This is a genomic window from Salinivibrio sp. SS2 (assembly GCF_001722075.1).
Taxonomy (GTDB): domain Bacteria; phylum Pseudomonadota; class Gammaproteobacteria; order Enterobacterales; family Vibrionaceae; genus Salinivibrio; species Salinivibrio proteolyticus.
On the sequence record NZ_MEBP01000105.1, the window covers coordinates 6,414 to 28,034 of the forward strand.

The 21,621-nt window shown below is 48.4% G+C and carries 8 protein-coding genes; 5 read left to right on the forward strand and 3 right to left on the reverse strand.

Translation table 11 applies throughout. From position 1 onward, the window contains the following. Positions 1-10 precede the first annotated feature (10 nt). From BGK46_RS13260 to BGK46_RS13280, 5 genes are read left to right on the forward strand one after another with little or no spacing between them, the layout of a single operon-like run. On the forward strand, positions 11-11,995 hold the full coding sequence (locus BGK46_RS13260) for a hybrid non-ribosomal peptide synthetase/type I polyketide synthase (protein WP_069589980.1): 11,985 nt from the start codon (positions 11-13) through the stop codon (positions 11,993-11,995). Continuing rightward, positions 11,988-13,073 carry a Gfo/Idh/MocA family oxidoreductase gene (locus BGK46_RS13265; RefSeq protein WP_069589982.1) on the forward strand — a complete coding sequence of 362 codons (1,086 nt, stop codon included), beginning with the start codon at positions 11,988-11,990 and terminating at the stop codon, positions 13,071-13,073. The genes BGK46_RS13260 and BGK46_RS13265 overlap by 8 nt, the downstream gene beginning before the upstream one ends. After that, complete coding sequence (locus tag BGK46_RS13270) at positions 13,070-13,909, forward strand: thioesterase II family protein (RefSeq protein ID WP_069589984.1); 840 nt, start codon at positions 13,070-13,072, stop codon at positions 13,907-13,909. Before BGK46_RS13265 ends, BGK46_RS13270 begins: the two co-directional genes overlap by 4 nt. Then, positions 13,902-15,302 (forward strand): salicylate synthase, encoded by a 1,401-nt coding sequence (locus tag BGK46_RS13275; RefSeq protein ID WP_069589986.1) that lies wholly within the window; start codon positions 13,902-13,904, stop codon positions 15,300-15,302. The genes BGK46_RS13270 and BGK46_RS13275 overlap by 8 nt, the downstream gene beginning before the upstream one ends. After that, the gene (locus tag BGK46_RS13280) at positions 15,299-16,897 is read left to right on the forward strand and encodes a (2,3-dihydroxybenzoyl)adenylate synthase (protein ID WP_069589989.1); all 1,599 of its coding nucleotides are present in this window, start codon (positions 15,299-15,301) and stop codon (positions 16,895-16,897) included. The genes BGK46_RS13275 and BGK46_RS13280 overlap by 4 nt, the downstream gene beginning before the upstream one ends. 91 nt (positions 16,898-16,988) lie before the next feature. Here the strand turns inward: BGK46_RS13280 and BGK46_RS13285 are convergent, their stop codons facing one another. The 3 genes from BGK46_RS13285 to BGK46_RS17475 all read right to left on the reverse strand — a co-directional run bounded on the left by BGK46_RS13285 (position 16,989) and on the right by BGK46_RS17475 (position 21,306). Further along, positions 16,989-18,677 carry an ABC transporter ATP-binding protein gene (locus BGK46_RS13285; protein ID WP_069589991.1) on the reverse strand — a complete coding sequence of 563 codons (1,689 nt, stop codon included), beginning with the start codon at positions 18,675-18,677 and terminating at the stop codon, positions 16,989-16,991. Further along, positions 18,670-20,322 (reverse strand): ATP-binding cassette domain-containing protein, encoded by a 1,653-nt coding sequence (locus BGK46_RS13290; RefSeq protein ID WP_069589993.1) that lies wholly within the window; start codon positions 20,320-20,322, stop codon positions 18,670-18,672. The genes BGK46_RS13285 and BGK46_RS13290 overlap by 8 nt, the downstream gene beginning before the upstream one ends. A 249-nt stretch (positions 20,323-20,571) precedes the next feature. Next, positions 20,572-21,306: a 4'-phosphopantetheinyl transferase family protein gene (locus BGK46_RS17475; protein WP_084781464.1), complete on the reverse strand. Its 735-nt coding sequence runs from the start codon at positions 21,304-21,306 to the stop codon at positions 20,572-20,574. Between the last annotated feature and the right edge of the window lie 315 nt (positions 21,307-21,621).

Consider the following 21,621-nt stretch of genomic DNA (forward strand, 5'->3'; position numbering starts at 1 on the left):
GAGGATGATCATGGATAACAATAATTTGTATGATAACTGCGACCCCATTGCGGTCATAGGTATGGCGTGTCGGTTCCCTAAAGCGCCAAACATCGACGCGTTTTGGCATAACCTGTCCAATGGTCTATCAGGCCAATCCTTCTTCAGTGATGAAGAGCTTCAAGCCGCTGGCGTGGATGCAGATGTACGCCAATGCGAACACTTTATTCCAAGTGGTGCGGTCATTGACAACCCAGAGTACTTTGATGCCAGCCTGTTCGGCTACTCGCCTGCAGAAGCGACATCTATCGACCCGCAGCAACGTTTGTTCTTACAAAATGTATGGCACGCACTTGAGCACGCGGGTTATGCGCCCACTCAAGCACCATCGAAAACCGGTGTCTTTGGTGCGGTGAGATCCAGCACTTACCCGTCATTTAAAGCTTTCGACGTAACTCAAGTTGGTCAAGTGAAAGGACTACAAGCTCTGCTCGGTAACGACAAAGATTACCTTGCCACTCGAGTCGCGCATAAGTTCAACTTCACCGGACCCGCTTTCACGGTTCAAACCGCATGCTCCAGCTCACTGGTTGCAGCGCATCTCGCCTGTGAAAGTTTACGCTCTGGTGAGTGTGATATGGCGATTGCTGGCGGTGTTGCAGTGTCATTTCCGCAAGTATCGGGATACGAATATCAGCCCGGCATGATTTTCTCCCCTGATGGTTTGTGTCGCCCTTTCGATCAGCAAGCGAATGGCACCTTTGGCGGGCATGGTGTCGGCAGCGTAGTGTTAAAACGCCTTGATGATGCGCTTAACGCGGGAGATACCGTCCTTGCCGTGCTGCGTGGCAGCGCTATTAATAATGATGGCAAAGAGAAAGTTGGCTTCACCGCACCTTCGGTCAATGGCCAATCTCAAGTTCTGAGTGAGGCTCTTCATCTTGCAGACATTCATCCAGATGACGTTGAGATGATTGAAGCGCACGGAACCGGAACTAAGCTTGGTGATCCTATCGAAGTCACAGCGATCAAAAGTGCTTATCAACGCAGCTCTGACGCACCTATGTGCCGACTAGGCTCTGTGAAAAGTGGTCTTGGTCATTTGGATACAGCGGCAGGCATTGCTTCATTGATTAAAGCTGTCTTGTCGGTTTCAAGACAAAAAATTCCAATGTCATTGAACATCAGCCAACCCAATCCAGAGCTGCAGCTTGAGGGTTCAGGATTTACCCTAGCGACTCAAACTGTCGATTGGCTGACTCCACTGCGCACCGCCGCGGTCTCTTCTTTTGGCATGGGAGGCACCAACTGCCATATGCTGGTTCAATCTTCACCGCAACAAACCCGACCAGAGCAGCCTGTCACGAAAGAGAGAACCGATATCCCGTTGCTGCTCTCTGCCAATTCGTCCAAATCTCTTCGTCAGCTGGCGCAAAGCTACAGTAGCTACTTGAACCAACACCCTGCTGCAGACAATATCGCCTATTCAGCTTTATCCTCGCGCGCACTCGATTTACCCTACCGATTAGCCGTTACCAATGTAGCCCACGCCGAATCGACGCTCAGTGCATTTGCACAATCTGGCGAAGCTTCATCCGAGCTAGTCACAGGTATCGCCCAATCTCGAGCCCGACTTGCATGGACATTCACAGGTCAAGGCAGCCAATTTGGCGGCATGGGCGAAACTTGGTACCACACCAGCGACGCTTTTCGTCAGAGTATCGACCTGAGCCAGAGCTACTGTCGAGACAAACTCACCGCGCCTTTGACTGAGATTATGTTTGGCTCAAGTCGCGATAAGTTAGCTCACACCGATGGAACCCAAGTCGCTATTGTCGCATTTGAGCTCGCACTGGCTGCGCACTGGCAAGCTAAAGGTCTAACCCCAGATGTTGTTTTAGGCCATTCCGTGGGAGAGGTCTCGGCATGCGTCGTTGCCGGATATCTAAGTCATCAACAAGCGATTGAACTGGTGATTGAACGCGGTCAACAAATGCACCAATGCGCTCAGCAACATAACGGGGCAATGCTTGCCGTATTCGCCCCACTTGAACAGCTCAATGGGATCCCAGCACTTGCCAAGCTCGATAGAGCCGCACATAACGGTACGGCGCATTGGGTATTCTCTGGAGATATCCAAGATATAGAACATGCCTGTCACGAGCTTGAACAGGCTAACCTAACGTATCGACAGCTCGAAGTCCCCTGCGCGGCACACTCTCGACATCTTGACTCGATGCTGGACTCATACACCAATTTCACTCGCCAACTGACGCCTACTCAAGGGCGAATCACCCTGATTTCTGGCGTGACAGGAAAAACCATCAACTCTGTCAACGAACTCAGCCCCGATTACTGGGCACGTCATGTCAGAGAGTCGGTTCAATTTAGACCAGCAATCGAGCAGGCACTAGCGTTAGAGTGTCAGGTCTTCATGGAGATGGGACCAAAACCTCACCTCACCTCAATCGGTCGCCGTGAACAGTGGACCTCTCCTTGTGCATGGCTCCACGCAGAAGAAGATAACATTGGCTGCGCGCTGTACACCTTGGGGGTAGATGCTCCATGGAAGCAAGTGTTCAACCTAACAGGTCAACGTTGTGACTTGCCGCTCTACGTGTTTGATGAGCAAGCATATTGGGTCGAGACAGAGCAACCAATTAAAGCGCCTCAATTAGCTGAATCAGAATCCGCAATCATTCCCCCAGTCGACCCAATGACACTGCGCTGCGCTGTGATTCAAGACTTCCTGAGATCGTGCGTAAAACAAGCCCCGTTAAGCCTGATTAACATCCTTCGGGGAGGACGAATTTTACCGCGTCATCGGCACCATATTAGGGCTCTATTAGATCTCTTGGTCACCCAAGGCTACTACCACAAACAAGGCGATGTGTGGCTACCATCTCAATCACTACTATTGCCTAGCGCTGATGTTGTCACTCAACGCTGGTTAGCAGAGACCAGCGCTGACGACAAGGCCAGTGTTGAACAATATTGCCAGCAGTTATTGTCGTTAAGTCCACAATTGCCAAACTTACTGCGCCAGCTAAACCATGTGGCAACTATAGAGGCACAGTTAGCGCCATTGCTCACAGGGCAGAGCTTCGAATCAGCACCCACCCAGAGCAACAGCAGTTGGCAAGACGTGCATGCCAACCTCAGCTATCAAGACTGGTCTTCACTTAGTGAGCAACAGGATTTGCCCACTGCGATTCACCATAAGTGTTCTCAACTCTTGCCCATATCCCCAAACGTTGACCTATCGGTGTCTGACACTTACCCAGTTAAAGAATTATCGCGCGTTGCCATCTGCCGATTGAACAAAATGTGGGGGCAAGATATCTACGACCTGCGCGCTCAAGCCCCCCAAGGTCATTGGCAGTGGCTAGCTCGGATCCAACCTCAAACAGCGAACAACGATGACTCGCCAGAGCTACTCCCTTCGCCACACAACCGTTACCAATGGCAAGCGACCCCTGTTGAATCCGACCGTCAGGTAAACTTAGTGACCGCTGAACAAGTGACACTAGCCTGTACGTCAACAGGCACTGTCCACCAAATCACACCAGAGCAAGGGTTAATTGTTTTGCCTGCAACCTCTCTCTCCGAGGCCAATACATCTGAAACCATCACTCAGCTTGCTCACACCTTAAGCCATAGCCCGGATCATTTATGGATTGTGGTTTGCGGCGCAATGAAAGTCTCAGCTAACGATGATATCGCACCGCTAGCAACCGCCTTGCACTCACTCATACGCGTCGCCCGTAGCGAATATCCAAACAAGCAATTTTTTGTCTTGGATACGAAGGTTAGCCAACCACAACAGATTGCAGAAATATTGGCGGCTGCACCCTTCTCTTGTCATCACGATCTCGCTTATCGTGATGGTCAATATTGGGCATACCAACTCAAACATGCTCAAACCCACGACGACTCAATTCCACCTCGTTGGTTTAATGCACAAAGCGCTCACCTCATTACTGGCGCAATGGGAGGTATTGGTCGCTTAGTGATTCGCTGGCTGGCTCTTTCTGGCGTCAAACATATCTTAGCTCTAGGGCGACAACAGCACGCTGACTGGACTGAGTTTTGTCGTCAAATGGCCGAAATTGGCTGTCATATCGAGACACATATAGTCGATTTAGCGGTCGATGGTGAGCTAACTCGCCTACTCGAACAGATAGCAGGCAAACAGCCTATCGCCGGCGCGATTCATGCAGCAGGTAACCCTCATCATGGTCTCATTGAGCAGTGGGATTCTTGTGAAGCAGAGCGTCTAACTCGCGTTAAAGCGCAGAGTTTCGTCACCCTCTACCAATGGCTAGAAGCGCAGCGCGCCAACTACCTGATCGGTTTCTCTTCTGTCGCGACTCTCGGTGCGCCTGGGCAAGGGCTATACGCCGCTGCCAATGGGTTTATTGATGGTTTTGCACAATCTCATCAAGCGAATAAACAGTGCCACGTTATGAGTCTGGCATGGGGAGCATGGGATCGCATTGGCATGACAAGCAGTGATAGCTTGATCGCCCAACTTGGCCAACAAGGCATGTACACCATATCGCCAGCAGAAGGTCTATGGCATTTGAGTCAAAGTCTCCTTATGGGTGCGGAACATGCATTTGCTATGAACGTCAGTCCAAACTCAGCTCAATTTGCCAAGCATTTTAGATTGGCATCTCAATCCAGTAACAAGCCGTCAACCCAGCCTCTACCAGTTGAAAAGATCGAGATAAGCAGCTGGCTTCAAGACCGCGTGCGATACCAGTTAGGCTTGGCGAAAAACTATCGCCTTGAGCCTCAACAAGATCTGTTGCAGTTAGGAATGGATTCGCTGCAATTCCTAGATCTCAACGCAGCAATTCAAAAGCAATTTAATATTAAGCTTACCGCAGAAGAAGCCTACCAAACGATGACTGTGCATGGGCTAGAAGCATTGATTAATGCTAAGAGCCAAGATGCCAAACCGCAATCGACACTGACTTTTGCTGTTCAACCAGATCAAAAACACCTGCCGTTCCCACTGACCCCGATTCAGCACGCCTACTGGGTAGGACGAGAGTCTTGGGTGCCTTACGGGGGCATTGCGTGCAATGTTGTGTTCGAGTGGGACTTATCACACGCCCATTTTGATATCGAGCGACTTGAGGCCGCTTGGAATGCCCTTGTTCAGCGTCACGATATGCTAAGAATGTCGGTATTGCCTACCGGTGAGCAAATCATCTCAGCCGAAGTACCGAACTATTCTTTTACTCGTCATGATTTGTCTGATTTAACGGATGATGCCAAGGCCAACGCGCTGGAAGAAACTCGGCAGACCATAAGCAAACAAGTACGCCCTGCCAGCCAATGGCCGTTATTTGAAGTTCGTATTAGTGAGCTGACACCATGCGAGTATCGACTTCACATGAGTTTAGATTTACTCCAATTTGATGTGCAAAGCTTCAAGATCATGATGGACGATCTCAATCGAGCCTACCAAGGTGAAGCATTGCCAACATTACCCTTATCATTCAGAGATTACGTGGTTCACGAACAAGCGTTAAAAGATCAACCTGAATGGCAAGCCTCATGGAATTACTGGCTAAATCTTATTCCGTCGATTCCCAAGGCGCCGATGTTACCGTTGGAAAATGTCGCTGATTCGCACACACCAACATTTGTCACTCGTAAAGGTCGTTTAACAAAACCTCACTGGACAAAATTAAAAGCCCATTGGCTGCAAGCGGGTATCACACCGTCTGCCGGTTTGCTGACCTTGTTCTCACGCTTGCTGGCGAAGTGGTCTCAATCAGCCGCTTTTACCCTCAATATGACCTTCTTCAACAGACAGCCATTTCATCACGATGTGCAAGATTTGATTGGCGACTTTACATCGGTGCTACTGATGGATTTCGATTGGTCTCAAGACCTCGATCTGACACAGCAAATGTCTCGGACTCAGGAGACACTCTGGACGCGCCTAAGCCACAGCCAAGTGAATGGCGTTGAAGTTATGCGAGAGTTGGCAAAATACCGCAAATCTCAAAATCAGCTGACAGAGCAAGAAGCGGCATTACCCATGACTCCGGTTGTTTTTACTAGCATGCTTGGTATGTCGATGGATGGTAAGGACATTGAAAAAGCCATGACCCATCTATTTGGTGATCCTGTCTACGTGCTCAGTCAAACGCCTCAAGTTTGGCTGGATCATCAAATCATGGAAGTCGATGGTGAGCTTAAGTATCACTGGTATTGCATGGATGGCGTCATTGCACTGGATGTGATTGACGAGATGTTCGCCCAATACGCTCAATGGTTGGATGAAATTGCCCAAGCACCTGACAATTTCCAACGCAACCTATTGATTTCAGTAGTTGAGCCAACGTCTTATGCGGCGACTCTCCCTGAAATCACACCAGCAGTTGAAAAAGAAGTAACCAGCGCTTGGTCCTATTTGGAGCACCAAGCATTGGCAGGTCTTTGGGCAACCCTGCGCCAGCACCAACTGTTTACTCAGCCTGAGCAGCGTTTCAGCCATTCTCACGTTGTTCAAGCGCTGAGTGCTGCGCCAAAACATCATAAATTAGTCCAGCTGTGGCTAGACCAATTAGTTAGAGAAGGTCTACTTCAGGTAGAGAATAACCTTTATGCGTGGCATGGAAACGAGCTCGTTGCACCACTGGTTGAATTGCCCAACAAAAACTGGTGTCAACAGTTGTCACACTATCTCGCTACGTCGCTTCAAGCGCACAGTGAGTTATTAAGTGATCATATGTCCGCGCTCGAGATCTTGTTTAAAGATCATCACGTGACGGATGCACTGTATAAGACAAACCCTTCACTGACATTGCTAAACCAAGGCCTGGCAAACCTCATCACAAGGTTAGGCGAACAAAAGGAGGCCGCGCTGAAAGTCCTCGAGGTGGGGGCAGGCACGGCGGCAACTTCCACTGTGATTCTTGACCATAGTGCCTCTCACATAGAGCACTATCGCTTTACAGACATTTCGCACGCATTTTTGAATGAGGCTAAACAATCCTTAGCAAAATACAGCCAAGTTGATTTTGGCTGGCTAGATATCAACCTTGATATCGAACCAGAGCTACACCTTGTTGATGGCTACGATGTCATTGTCGCCGTTAACGTTCTCCATGATGCTAGCGATCTACCCAAAACCTTAGCTCGTCTAAAACAAGCACTCGCCGCAAACGGGCATCTACTACTTATCGAAGCAACCGACCAATATAGCCCGATGCAACTGGCGACAGTTGGCTTTATTGAGGGAATCAACGCCTTTAGCGATTTTCGTTGCCAAACAGGAAGTGCGATGCTCAATGCTACGGACTGGCAGTCCCTACTTAAGCAGCAAGGCTTTGCAACCCAGTGTCGTTACCCAAACAGTGACAGCTCGGTATTACGTCAACATTTATTCTTGGCTCAGGCCAATAGTAGTCAGGCTTTAGTCGCTAAACCTTCTCCATCGCTATCCGTTGAGAATGATGAGGTTCATGCAACTACTGCAGCACTAAAATGCATGCCAAAGCAAGATCAACGCCTATCACATATCACGCAAATTTGGTCATCAATACTCCAACAAGAGGTCAATCTGGATACCGATTTCTTCCAAAGCGGCGGCGACAGTCTGATGGCGACCAAAATGATCGTCGAGGTCAATAAGCAACAACCCGATCAAGTCAGTTTGCAACAGATATTCGAGCACCCAACACTCAAACAGTTCTGCCAAGCATTAGCGGAGAGTTGTGAGGCTAAACCCTGTGATGAGGCAACGGAGCCTCAAGATGAGATCAGCGAAATAGAACACATCTGGCAGCAACTGCTCGATCAAACAATCAACCCCGACACAGACTTCTTCCAATCAGGTGGAGACAGTTTGATGGCGACCAAGTTGATCGTTCAACTCCAGCAAGTGGGATTTGAAAGCGTAACGCTGCAGCATATCTTTGAGCACCCTGTTTTCGCGAACTTCTGTCAACAGTTATCTAAACAAGATATCGATTCAACCAATCAACAGCATGAGGCTAGTCGAGACTACCCACTGACTCCACTGCAAAACGCCTATTGGCTTGGTGAGAGCCGCCTTTTCTCACTCGGCCAAGGCATCGCTCATTTTTATGCTGAGTTAGAGATCAAAGACCTAGACTACGCCGCGCTTGTCGATGGTTGGAATCGTCTGGTCAGCCACCATGATCAGTTACGCGGAGAAATCCGCGAAGGACGCTATTGTATCTTGCAACAAGTACCTCACTATGAGCCAAGCTATGTTGATCTCTCCAGCAGCAGCGAGTCCGACACAACACGATACTTAACCCAAGCTCGCAACCGAATTGCGACTCAAGGTGTGTCTACCGATCGTTGGCCTCTGTTCGACATCAACATCATCCGCATCGATGAAGAGACCCACCTACTTCATCTCGTGATTGATTTAGTGGTAGCAGACGGAAAGAGCCTCAATTTGCTGTTCCAACAATGGCAACAGCTGTATCAAGATCCCGCTACGCACCTTGATACCCCAGCAATTACCGTCGCTCAATACTTAGAGAACAAAGCAGCGCAAAGTGTTGGTGAAGATGGGTTAGCCGCTCAACAATACTGGAATCAACGCCTGCCAAGCCTCCCGGATGCCCCTGCACTCCCATTAGCAGAGACAAGGGGAGACGTTTTAGATCAAGGAGTATTTACCCACCGTCTATCTGCAGAGCGCTGGAATCAACTGCAACATCAAGCATTTAGCCATAATGTTCTGCCTTCCATGGCAATGCTTGCCACATTCTGCTTAGTACTGCGCCGCTGGAGTGAGACAAAACACTTTTCGTTGAATGTCCTGCACGGCAATCGACCGGCGAGCAGCCCTGAAATCGCCAATCTGGTAGGAAACTTTTCAACCACATCAATGTTAGAGGTGGATGTATGTGAAGAGCCTGCGTTACTTACTCTTATCCAACAAATTCAACAGCGAATGTCAGACGACCTAGCGCACGTTCAGTTTGATGGTCAAGATGTATTAACGGAGAAAAACCGACTCAATCGTAACTTCAGCGCCGGTATGCCTATTGTCTTCAATGATACAACTTCTGTTGGTCAACACAGCTCGCTCACTTTAGGAACGCTGCGTGACTTTGGTGCTCAAACACCACATGTTTACTTAGATGCGATGTTAATTTCCTCAGCGTGCGGTGGGGTCGACATCAAATGGACGGTGCAGCATGATCACCTTAAGGCAGGCGTGTTTGATGCCATGTTCCACGCCTATATCAATGCCGTGGAGTCGCTGCCAACTCGCAACTGGCTTGATGTTCTTTGCCTCAACCTGCCTAAAACGCAGCAGAAACGTCAACAACACACTCACATTGTCCAGACGAAGGCGTCGCCTCATTCAACGCCGCAAACACTGCTTGATATGATCGCCGAGGGTGTCGATAGATATCCCGACAACATTGCTATTCAACAAGGTGAGCTTTTACTGACCTATCAAGACGTTTGGCACGCCTCAAAAGTACTTGCATCGCAGATTGTCGAACAAAATGATGACTCGCGTTTAGTCGCTGTTGTGATGGACAAAAGTTGGCAGCAAGTGGTCGCGGTGATGGCGATATTAATGGCAGGAAAAGCCTATCTACCTATTGATGCTACATATCCTCAAGCGAGAATTGATGCCTTACTCGAACAAGGAGAAGTCACCCAAGTCATTGCACCAAAAGAGTTAGCGAAACAACTCAAACCATACCACGTGCTAACGCCATCTCTCAACCAGCAAGATGTGGCTACATTCCAGCCCCTGACGCTACATCCAACCGATTTAGCCTATGTCATCTTTACGTCTGGCTCTACTGGGCAACCCAAAGGGGTGATGATGGATCATCAAGCGGTTATCAATACCTTAGTGGATATTGAAGCTCGCTTGAATCTCAATGAGCAAGACAAGGTGTTGGCAATCTCAGCCCTCAATTTTGACTTGTCCGTGTTTGATCTGTTCTCGACTTTGCATTGCGGTGCGTGCTTAGTGATACCTGAGATATCTCCAGCTCAAGATCCCGACGGCTTAATCACACTGGCTGAACAAGCGCAGATCACCATATGGAATAGCGTCCCCGCTTTTGCTCAGCTATTGACGGATGGCTTGAACTCTCGCAACACAGCTCTGCCCTCTTTGCGTAACATAATGATGAGTGGTGACTGGATCCCGGTATCACTACCGGATCAGCTCAATCTCGTTGCTCCTAACGCTAAGCTACTTAGCCTTGGCGGCGCTACAGAGGCCGCTATTTGGTCAATTGCCTATCCGATCAAAGGCAGCTATGTGCATCGAAGTAGCATCCCTTATGGGCAACCGCTAACAAATCAAAGCTTTTTCGTCTTAGACAGCGAACTTAATCCATGCCCAGATTGGATTACAGGTGAGCTATATATCGGCGGTTTAGGGTTATCACTTGGCTACTGGCAAGATGAAGCCAAAACAGCTGCCGCCTTCATCACTCACCCGCAGAGTGGCGAGCGGTTATATAAAACCGGCGATCTGGGACGTTATCAATCTGATGGCAACATAGAGTTTTTAGGCCGTAATGATCATCAAGTGAAGATCAACGGCTATCGAATTGAGTTAGGGGAAGTGGAAAATACCCTTCGTCATTGCCCAATCAGCGGATTAGAGGAGCGTCTTCAAAGCGTGATCGCTGCGCCGATAACCGTTGAAGATGGAAGCGCGCGCTTGGTCGCCTACACTGTCTGCTCCCAGCGCCAAGCTCAAGACACAGAGCAGCTACTCCAATATGCAAGGCAGACTCTGCCGACCTATATGTGTCCAGTGCAGATAGTGCCACTTGACTCCATCCCATTAACAATAAACGGCAAAGTAGATCGAAAAGCGCTGCCTGCGCCTAAGATTGAGATCAGTGTCGACGCGCGCCCTCCATTAACCAGCACCGAACAGCAGATTGCTCAGATCTGGGATGATTGTTTACAACAGTCTGCCACCCCGGCCAACCAAAGCTTCTTTGAGCTAGGAGGCAACTCATTGGCGGCAGTACGTGTGATTAGTCGAATCAATACAGAGTTAGGCGCGCAACTGACTGTTGGGCAGCTCCAGTCTCATGACACCATTGAACGCTTAGCCTCTATTCTTGAGCAGCAATTCGGTGATGAAGGCTCAAGCCCAGTGCTCCTTACCTCGGCTGAGCACCAGCACCCTGCTCTATTTATCGTCCATCCAATAGGGGGGCACTTACTCAGTTACCAGCCTCTCGCCCAACACTTGAGTCAGGTTAGCTTATACGGATTAGCCTTCCCGAATATGGAGACAGACCAAGAGTCATGGGATGTGCAGCAGCTAGCCCAGTACTATATCGAGCAAATTAGAGACATTCAGCCACACGGGCCGTATCGCCTTGCTGGTTGGTCATTCGGTGGCATCGTCGCTTATGAGATGGCCTATCAACTCACCCAACAGAGCCTAGAGGTTGAAGCGTGTATCTTAATTGACAGTTACAAGCCAACGACTCGAAAGGAGGCGATGTCTGCTCAAGAGATACGTCACCATTTCTATGCTGATGTTATTGGCCGTTTCCCGCAACTTACTCAAGCGGATACCCCAGATCTATCGACAGATTCATCGCTTTGTACCCATCTTTCTGCGGCGTTTAGTCAAATCGTCGCTATCGGTGATGTCACTACTGATAGCGTCCAGCGATTACTCGACATATATCGCCACAACCTATCAGCCATGCTGTCATATGTGGTACCAAACTTACACTCAGTTCCCACCACGCTGATAGCCGCAAGTCACAACAATCACTTGGACTTTATGAGTTATCAAGATCCTAAGATTGCACGCTGCACTCATCATGGCTGGAAAGACTATTGCGATCTAACCCTTCATCACGTCAGTGGCGATCACTATACCTTGCTGCAAGAACCCCACGTTAATCAACTGGCTAACACGCTTGGTTCCTTGCTTCAGTTCGCACCCAAGCAAGATTGGAGTTCGCAACCATCTACCACGGAAACCCTAGAAAATGAATAAAGCCCAAAAAGTCATTATTGTTGGCGCCAAGTTTGGGGAGTTGTACCTCAACGCTTTTATCGACCCAGCTGACAACTTACAACTGGTGGGGCTGCTCTCAACGGGCAGTGCCCGCTCACAAAGTCTTGCCGATGCCTTTGGCATTCCCTTATATCAAAACGTCTCTGACTTACCGCAAGATATCGATATCGCGTGCGTTGTCGTTCGTGCTTCTGTCATTGGCGGCACGGGTAATTTACTCGTAGAAGAGCTATTGCAACGTGGCATAAACGTCATTCAAGAGCACCCAGTGTCAGTACAGGAAATGACTCGTCATCAGAGCGTCGCTGAGCAGCATCAGGTCCACTATTGCGTAAATTCCTTCTACGCAGCCTCTGCCGCGGGACAAGCTTGGCTGTCCCGCGCTCAACATATAAATCAACACATGGGCCACCCTGCAAGCTATGGCAACATAACGACTAGCCGACAACTCCTGTATTCGACATTAGATTGGTTGCTGCAAAGCTTAGGTACAGAAGCAGATACATTGACACCGGAACTGCTCAGCCAGCAGCCGCAATTTGATGTGATTAATCTCCATTCAAAGCATGGTCACTATCTCTTACAGCTACAGAACTATCTGGATCCCCGAGACCCTGACATGCACAGCTTAGCCATGCACCGAATGATGATAGGTTGGCCAACTGGCTACTTATCTCTCGCCGACAGCTATGGCCCGGTAACTTGGACACCTGTATTGCACGCCAAAGATCACCAAAATGACCACCTCAGTATCTATCAACGTGCTGGAGCCGCTGACAGTGATTACTTGCATGCGCCCACAACACAGGTTCTATATCAACAGGACGCGTCACGACTCGATACCTTTGAACTATTAGGCCCTGAAGGGGTAAAGACCACACTAAACAGGTTCGCACGCAAAATTGAAGGGCAATCTGGTGCGCCATCGCTCTCTTTCGCTCATCAGCAAAACGTCGCCCATCTTTGGCAAGCGATTTTAGCCTTATGCGGACCAGTCAAAGAACGCAAACTGCAATCTGCTACTGCGATTCATTTTGCTACCGGAGGTGACGCGTGAGCACACCAATCTCATTCAAACCCTTATGCCAGCGAGGAAACAGCGTTAATGAGCTGTGGGTTCTCTGCCCCTTCGCTGGCGGAAGTCACAGCGCTTTCAGCAGTTGGAACTCTTTACCACAGCAGGTGTTACCGATGAATAGCCTCGTCCTTCTGGCAACCTATCCAGGACGTGACCAGCGTATGAAAGAGCGCGCGTTGGCGAGCATCTCGGAGATCGCTTGCGATCTATTTGACGCTCTGATGAAGTGGATCGCTTCCACGCCACACAACCACTCTCTACGCCTACGGATTTGCGGACATAGCATGGGAGCGCAAGTCGCCTTTGAAGTGTGTAAACATTTTGAGGAGCACTACGGCAATTCGACGCCAGTGTCGCAACTGGTTTTGTCTGGCTGTCATGCCCCTCACCTAAAAAGTCGACGGACACTGAGTCACCTTAACGACGACGATTTTGTCGAACAGTTAGTTGAAATTGGCAGCGGCAGTCCTGTGCTTAAAGAGCACCCTGAGTTACTCGTACTCTTTTTACCTATGCTCAGAGCAGATTTCGCCGCGACAGAAGCCTATCTAACGCTTCGGGGAAGTGGGCCAAAATTATCCCATACCCCCTGCACACTGCTATTTGGAGAGCAAGACCCCGAGGCGTGGTCTAGCGAAGTAGTCGCGTGGCAAGAGTGGCATACACGCCCAGAAATGACATCAATCTCAAGCCTTCCCGGCGATCATTTTTACATTACAGCTCAACCAACACTATTTATTCAGAGCGTGAGAAGCCACGCTCCTGATGCCTCTCGCGCATCTCGTCACCCATTTGGAGAACATCATTATGGCTAAGCCTACATTCACTCAATACCACACTCACACCATTACCCATCAGTGTGACCCTCAAACCTTAGCTACCGCGCTAAGCGGAGCTGAGTTTTGCCATGACTATGTGGTGTATGAGCATAACGGGGAATGGGCTATCGGCATCAACAAATTGCAACAGCTGACAGTCGACACACAAGGTAGGATCACAGACTTTACTGGCAAGGTTGACCAACCTAACCCCAAAGATCTCTGTGACGCGATTCATCAAGCTACCCAAGCACTGCCATGGGACGGCTGGCGCGTATTTGGCCGTGTTGATTTTGAGTTCAGTCATTTTGCTCACCAGCTTTCACACAAAATGACACATCGCAACCTACTCGAATTGTTCATCGCTCAGCACGACATTCGTGTGACAAATGATCAAGTCGTAATACGCACAGTCGACCCATCGTTCTTGCCTCACATAGAGCGAGTAATAGCCGAAGTCACCACACCTTTACCTGTCGCTGAACCGATAGCGTCATTGACGCAGGCTGACATCCTCAACCATGAGCAAATTCAACACGACTACCAAGCCATGGTTGCCGCAGCAGTAAAAGAAATCGTCGCAGACGACTACAAAAAGGTTATCTTGTCACGCTGTGCTACTCTTCCCGCGGTTATCGATATTCGTCGTAGCTTCATCTCTGGGCGAGGTAAAAATACACCAGCCCGCTCTTTCTTGCTCAAGTTGGGAGAGCTTGAAGCGTTTGGCTTTTCACCTGAAACCGTGCTTGAAGTCGATAACCTCGGTCACTTAAGTACTCAACCGTTGGCGGGGACTCGGTTCTTACCCGCCGACCCTATCGAAGCCGAACGTTTGAAAAAGGAACTCACTACAGATCCGAAAGAAATTGCCGAACACGCAACATCGGTCAAATTGGCGATTGAGGAACTTGAACAAGTGTGCGAGCAAGAAACCGTCAATGTTGCACAGTTTATGGAAGTCTCCGAGCGCGGTAGCGTACAACACTTAGCTTCGCGAGTAACAGGACAACTCGCGCAAGATAAATCGGCTTGGAATGCCTTTAAGGTTCTATTTCCAGCCATCACTGCCTCCGGAATACCGAAACGTGAAGCCATTGAGGCGATTACTCGCTATGAACCGACAAGTCGTGGGCTCTACAGCGGCAGTGTCTTAATTGCCGATCAGGATGGTTTTTTTGATGCTGCATTGGTGTTACGCGCAGCCTATAAGCGCCATTCACTATCAATGTTGCAGGCAGGCGCTGGCATCATCAGTCTATCTACGCCAGATCGGGAGTGGCAAGAAACCTGTGAAAAGATGGCTTGCGTCCTCGACCATCTGATTTTTGAAACCGCAATAAAGGACAAACAGTCGACCAATACTCAAGACAACCTAGAGGTGGAAGTATGACATCTCTCGGTGAAACAGCGCAGGTTAGCCCTGATCTAAAACAGCAGTACGCACAAGCAGGACTTTGGGAGAACGTGCCCTTGTGGCACTTACTGTGGTGCCACCTCCCTAAATTCGAGAATCGTATTGCAGTGAGAGATGACAAAGAGTCATTATCTTACAACGAGTTAGCGACTCAAGCCGATCAAGTTGCTGCCAGGCTGCTATCACAAGGCTGGACATCTGGCGATCATATCGTAATGCAGCTATCTAACTCTTGCCAGTTTGCCGTTACCCTGTTTGGCTTATTGCGTGCGGGCATCATTCCAGTCATGGCGCTACCAGCACACGGCTTAGTTGAAATAGAGCACTTTATGCGTATATCAAGCGCTAAAGGTTATATTGGCGAGGGCCTAAGTGGCCAGCAGATGGTAGATGCTCTGCAAAAACAGCCCGATCTCAAACTCTACTTGGTTGATCAAATCACTCAGCCTTACGCCTTGCCTTGTGTGCCAATACAGACTTTTAACCCTACTATCGTCAACCCAGAAACACCGGCACTGTTTTTAGTGTCAGGAGGAACAACCGGGCTGCCTAAACTGATTCCCAGAACACACAACGATTATCTCTACAATATTCGTTGCTGCTGCAATGCCAGCGAAGTGACGGAGGAAGAGATCTACCTTGTGGTATTGCCAGCCGCACATAACTTCCCCCTCGGTTGCCCGGGGTTCTTGGGGACTCTGTCATTAGGAGGAGAAGTCATCTTTACTCAGTTGGCGAGCCCTGATCACTGCTTTGAGCTAATCGAGCAATTTGGCGTAACCGCCACCGCCCTGGTACCCGCGCTCGCGCAACTTTGGACAGAGGCCACCCAATGGGAAGAGACTAATTTAACCAGTCTTAAACGTATCCAAGTAGGCGGTTCTAAACTTGCTTACAATAACGCAATAGAAATGCAAACCGCCTTTCCTGGTGCATTACAGCAAGTCTTTGGTATGGCTGAAGGTTTGATCGCGTGCACCCGCTTAACCGATCCACCAGAGGTGATCGCCTCTATGCAAGGTAAACCGGTTAGCTCTTGGGATGAAATACGCATTGTCGATAACGACGGCAATGATGTCGCGCTAGGAGAAGAAGGCGAGTTGTTAACTCGAGGTCCTTACACTCTGAGCGGTTACTATCGTGCCCCCGAACACAATGCCCGCTCATTTACTGAAGAGGGTTATTATTGCAGTGGCGATAAAGTTCGTATCAATGCCGAGCGATACCTTACTGTCACCGGCCGTATTAAAGACATAATAAATCGAGCTGGTGAGTGCATTGCCGCCGACGAAATTGAAGAGCAGTTATTGGCCCATCCCAATGTAACACAAGTGGCTGTGGTTGCCGTTCCTGATCCCCATCTTGGTGAACGTATTGGCGTTGCCGTGGTGGGACGCGGCGCGGCCATAACTCTTCAAGATCTGCGTCAGTTTCTCATTGGACAGAACCTAGCCACATTTAAACTCCCTGATGAGTTGATTCTGGTCTCAAGATTGCCGAAAACCGCGGTAGGAAAAATAGATAAAAAAGCCATACTGGGCCCTTCAGGTACCCCATGGCATAAAGGGTAAACTCACAGATAAAAGCCTTGCTACTAAGCAAGGCTTTTATTACTTGGTGTATCGTCCTGAAATGCGTTTACACATTGAGGACGAATTATCTTTAGCCCGTTCGACCCGCTTGCCACAACTCTTGGTAGCGCCCTTGTTCGGCAAGTAACGTACTGTGAGCGCCATGATCGGTAATTTTACCCTGCTCTAAGTAGTATATCGTATCAACGTCTTGCACTGTTTCTAAGCGGTGAGCAACCATAATCACTGTCTTGCCTTTAGATAACTGGGTTATCGCCTCTAACACCTCATTTTGAGAGGTCTCATCTAACGCTGAGGTTATTTCATCTAAAAGCAGAATTGGTGCATCATGCAGCAAAGCTCGAGCTATGGATACTCTCTGTCGCTCGCCTCCTGACAACTGATTGCCGTTCTCGCCAATCGGGCTGTCTAAGCCTTGTGGTAGACCCGCAACCAATGACGTTAGCCCACTCGCATCAATCGCTCGTTGTAACTCTTCACTGCTTGCTTTGGGTTTCGCGAGCAATAAGTTATCGCGCAAACTGCCGCCTAACAACTGAACATCTTGCGTGACATAGGAGATCAGTTTATACCAGTGATGCGTTCCCACTTCGTCTAGGCTAAGCCCACCAATTTGCACCGTTCCGAGAGTCGGAATATGAAAAGCAGCAATCGCATCCAGCAGACTCGACTTACCGGCTCCACTTGGACCAACAAAAGCGACGCGATCTCCTTGCGCTATTGAAACATTGACGCCATTGAGTATTTTCTGCCCATCTATAGCAAGGTGCACGTTATCAATCACGATATCATGACCAACAGGGGCTCGACCTTCAACGGTCTGTTGGGGTAGCTGAGCGAGCGCTAATAGGCGATCAGCCGCGTTAAGCATATAGCGAAGTAAAGCAGCATAGACCGTCATCCGCGTTAAAGGGCGGATACAAATGACACTGGCTACAATCACCACTATACACTCAGGCCAAGTCAGCTGATTAGAGTGCAAATACACACTCGCCAGCCCTAGGTTTGCTACTAGCGCAAGCTCAGTAATGAATGTAGCGCCCAAGACCCCTGTTCCACCAGCCCACTCTAACCCAAGACCGGCTGCTCGTTGCGCCTCGATCTTTTGACACAAAGGATCGGCGAGGCGCTCACTTTGACCGAAACCACGCAACATAGGTAAGCAATCAACATATTCAAGCAACCGACTTGAGACTTCACTATTCATGCGATGATGGTCTTTTGCCCGCTTGCTGAATGTTTTCTCAGCAAGAATTAAGGCCATTACAGCGACAACGAGTATCCCCAAGGTCACCAAACCTAGTAAAGGATGTATAACGCTAATCACAATCAACATGGCTAACGGAACCACCCATGCTGAGATAAAATCGGCTAACAAGTGGCTGAATATATCTTCAAACTGCTTAAGATCTGCAGTCAAAATTTTCATCTTGTCGCCTAAGCGCTTCCCTTTCAACGCAGAGAGCGGCTGCCTACGAATATCGTTCAGTAGCTGACTACGAAGACCATGAGTGATCTCATACGCGCCAAGAAAAGTTTGTTTGGCACTTTGACCAACCCACCATTGAAGCGCCACCACGCCAATGGCGATCGCGCCAACGACCAACCACGACATTGATTCTGGTGCTAATAACCAAAAAAACAGCATGCCAAACACTAATAGTGGCAAGGCTTCAACCACCAGCTTGCCGCCAAGTCCAATCCAGAATTGTCGTGCGCTGATACCACTATGACGGATCAAGAGCTGAATACTAGTCATGGTGATTCTCCCTTACTTCTCCAGCTTCCACTCGCAAGCGGCGATCAACGTGCTGAACGCGCCCAGCTCGGTGGCTAATGATTAATTGAATCTGCTTAGGATGATAATGGCGCAAACCTTCCAGAACTGTTTGCTCACAGATTTGGTCAAGATGTGCGGTTGCTTCATCTAATATCAAAACTGGAGTCTTAGCCAGCGCAGCCCTAACGATCGCGAGTCGCTGCATCTCACCACCACTGAACAAACGCTGAGCTTCTCCAATTGGCGAATCTAAGCCGCAAGGCAAATCTTTGACTAATTGTTTAAGTCCAACAAGCGATAGCAACAACCAGATCTCATCATCTTTTAACGCATGCTTAACCAGCGAAAGGTTGTCGCGTAATGTACCAGAGAAGAACACCATGTGCTGATCGACTGTTGCAACGTAGCGGCAACGCGCTTCATCACCCCAATCGCTCATCGGCACATCATTGATCTGCCACTCTCCACTGTCAGGTAACAGGGCACCGTTCAAGGTCGCTAACCATGAACTTTTACCAGCGCCAGATTCCCCTTCGATTGTGACTCGTTCGCCGGGAAGAAATTCAACGCTGACGTATGCCAACAATAGGTTATCCACACGAGAAAGCGTCAGTCGATGACAAGACAAGCTTGTTAACGGCTTATCATAAATCGGCGCGACTGCCTGACGAGTCGAGAAGAAAGGTAGTAAACGATCAATGGCTACAAAAGATTGTTGGATTTGTGAAAACACCTGAGTTAAGTCCAGCCAAGGTTTTAAAATGCCTGCACTGATACATACCACCATCACCAGCTCCACAAGCGACAATTGCCCCATCTCCACTAGGGCGATCGCTGCCGGAACCACGAGCATCAAGGAGGCTTGAGCTAAGGTAACGAAAGTGACCCAAGCCCCAACCATGATTCGCGTGTATCCAGTAACAATCTTATTGTGTGATCGGATAGTACGACTGAGGGTGCGGTAAGAGTCAGCATCGACTGAGAATAACTTCATCACACCTATACTGCGCAAGAACTCCATCTGAGCTTGATGCATATCCGCGACAATCTTCATGTACTTTTCTTGACGATGCTGAAAGCCACTCATCAAGGTAATTTGGACTGCGAGAGCCACTGGAAGTGGCAACAGTGCGATAAGAGCTAAACGCCAATCTATGTAAGCCATTAATATTGTCAGTAGCACGGGCATTAACAGACCGTTGATCACGTCCGTACCATGATGAGCAATCAGCGGCTCTAAACTCTGACAGTCATCAGATAGGCGCTTCTCAATATCACCGCGTTTTTGGCTTCTAAGCTGTTCGATGTTCATTTCTGCTAGAGCACGAACAATATGTTGACGCGTCTTTTGAATAATGTGGTAAGCGGCTAGATGAGCTTGCCAAACAGCAAAAACGTACAAGCCATAACGAACTAACAGCGCAACAACAAAAACAATCAAATAAGAGGCTGGAGACTCTCCAGAAGCAATTGCATCAAGAGAGAGAAGAAGGCAAAACCAAGGTACGACTTCAACAAGACTAGCGGCAACCGCACTCGCCAAAGAGAAGGCGACCTGACGCTGCTCACTCTGTAGCATGGCCTTAAATGCCGCGCCACGATTCATCTCCTTTGACAGTAACATACATACTCCCGACAAATGGAGAGTATTTTCAGCCAGTTTTCACCTCTCGACTAACGTAATAAGTCTTAAAAATAGCGACATTGGTCCTTATTGACTATTTTCGCCCGATTATGTTGGTTAGCGCTAATATATAGAGCTGTTCTTGAAACCATTCAATAATCAGATTATTTAACGTTGAGATACCAGCATTTAAATAAAGTATCAATCTGTCGCTATTTAATATTTTTTAGAGATAAATCAGCGCCACACTTACTCTAATATGATAGTGATAACCTTGGAGGCATGAATGAAATAGCGGCATTTAAATATTTTCTTTCCTGAGCAGTAACGAGATAAACCTTTGTCTAGCATGAGCACTATTGAATTATTGGTCTCATTAAGCTCAATAACGCGCGCGCATTCAAAACCAAAAAAACGCCCAACGTAAGGAAATAACGCTTTAAATAAGCTTTCTTTAGCAGAAAAGATGACAGTAGTCGCTACCTCAAGGCTAAGCCCTTGTTTACTCACTATCGCATACTCATCCGCGTCATACACATCTCGGCAAATCTGCTGAGCCACTTCTTTTTCAATATTAGTTTCAATATCCAAGCCGACAAACTGGTAGCTTGGCTGCTTTGCAACAAGAGCAATCGCTTGGTTATCTGTATGAGATATCGCTCCAGTTAAACATTCGGGCCATAGTGGTTCTCTATGTGAGCCAATCGGTATGCTACAATGCATGTTAGATAGAGTCTCAATACATAACTGCGCCATGTAACGACCCGCGGTAAATTCCGCTTGTCTTTTATTTACACTACGTAGTACTGAGTCAGGTATTTCTATATTAAGTCTTTCTGCAACCGATAAATCGAAAGATTCTTTATCAAAGGTACATTGATATAAACATGCTAAACTATTATTTTCCATATAATGATCGACATCCCAAAGACACTGTTCTTGTGTAAGTAAAGTGGCTTGGTGGTAGAAAAGATTATCGTACATACAACTTAAACACTAATACAAATCTGCTTGCTATTTTTAGCATAAATATAAAACTTAATCATTTTTAACTCAAGATAACTGATCCGAACCATCAATTTTGGACGCTGCGTTAAGTGAGTACAATCACTAACGAAGTGGGCTATGATAACCAAGAAAAAACGAATCAAACATGCTACCGAATTTAAAGCCGAAGGACTTAAGGTGGTCGCGGATTCAACTGCGAAGTGCAACACTCTCGTCTGCAGCCTGACATAACTTGTTAAAGATAACGCTAGGCTGCCTAAAACCAAGACATTTTCTTGGTCGAGCATTCAA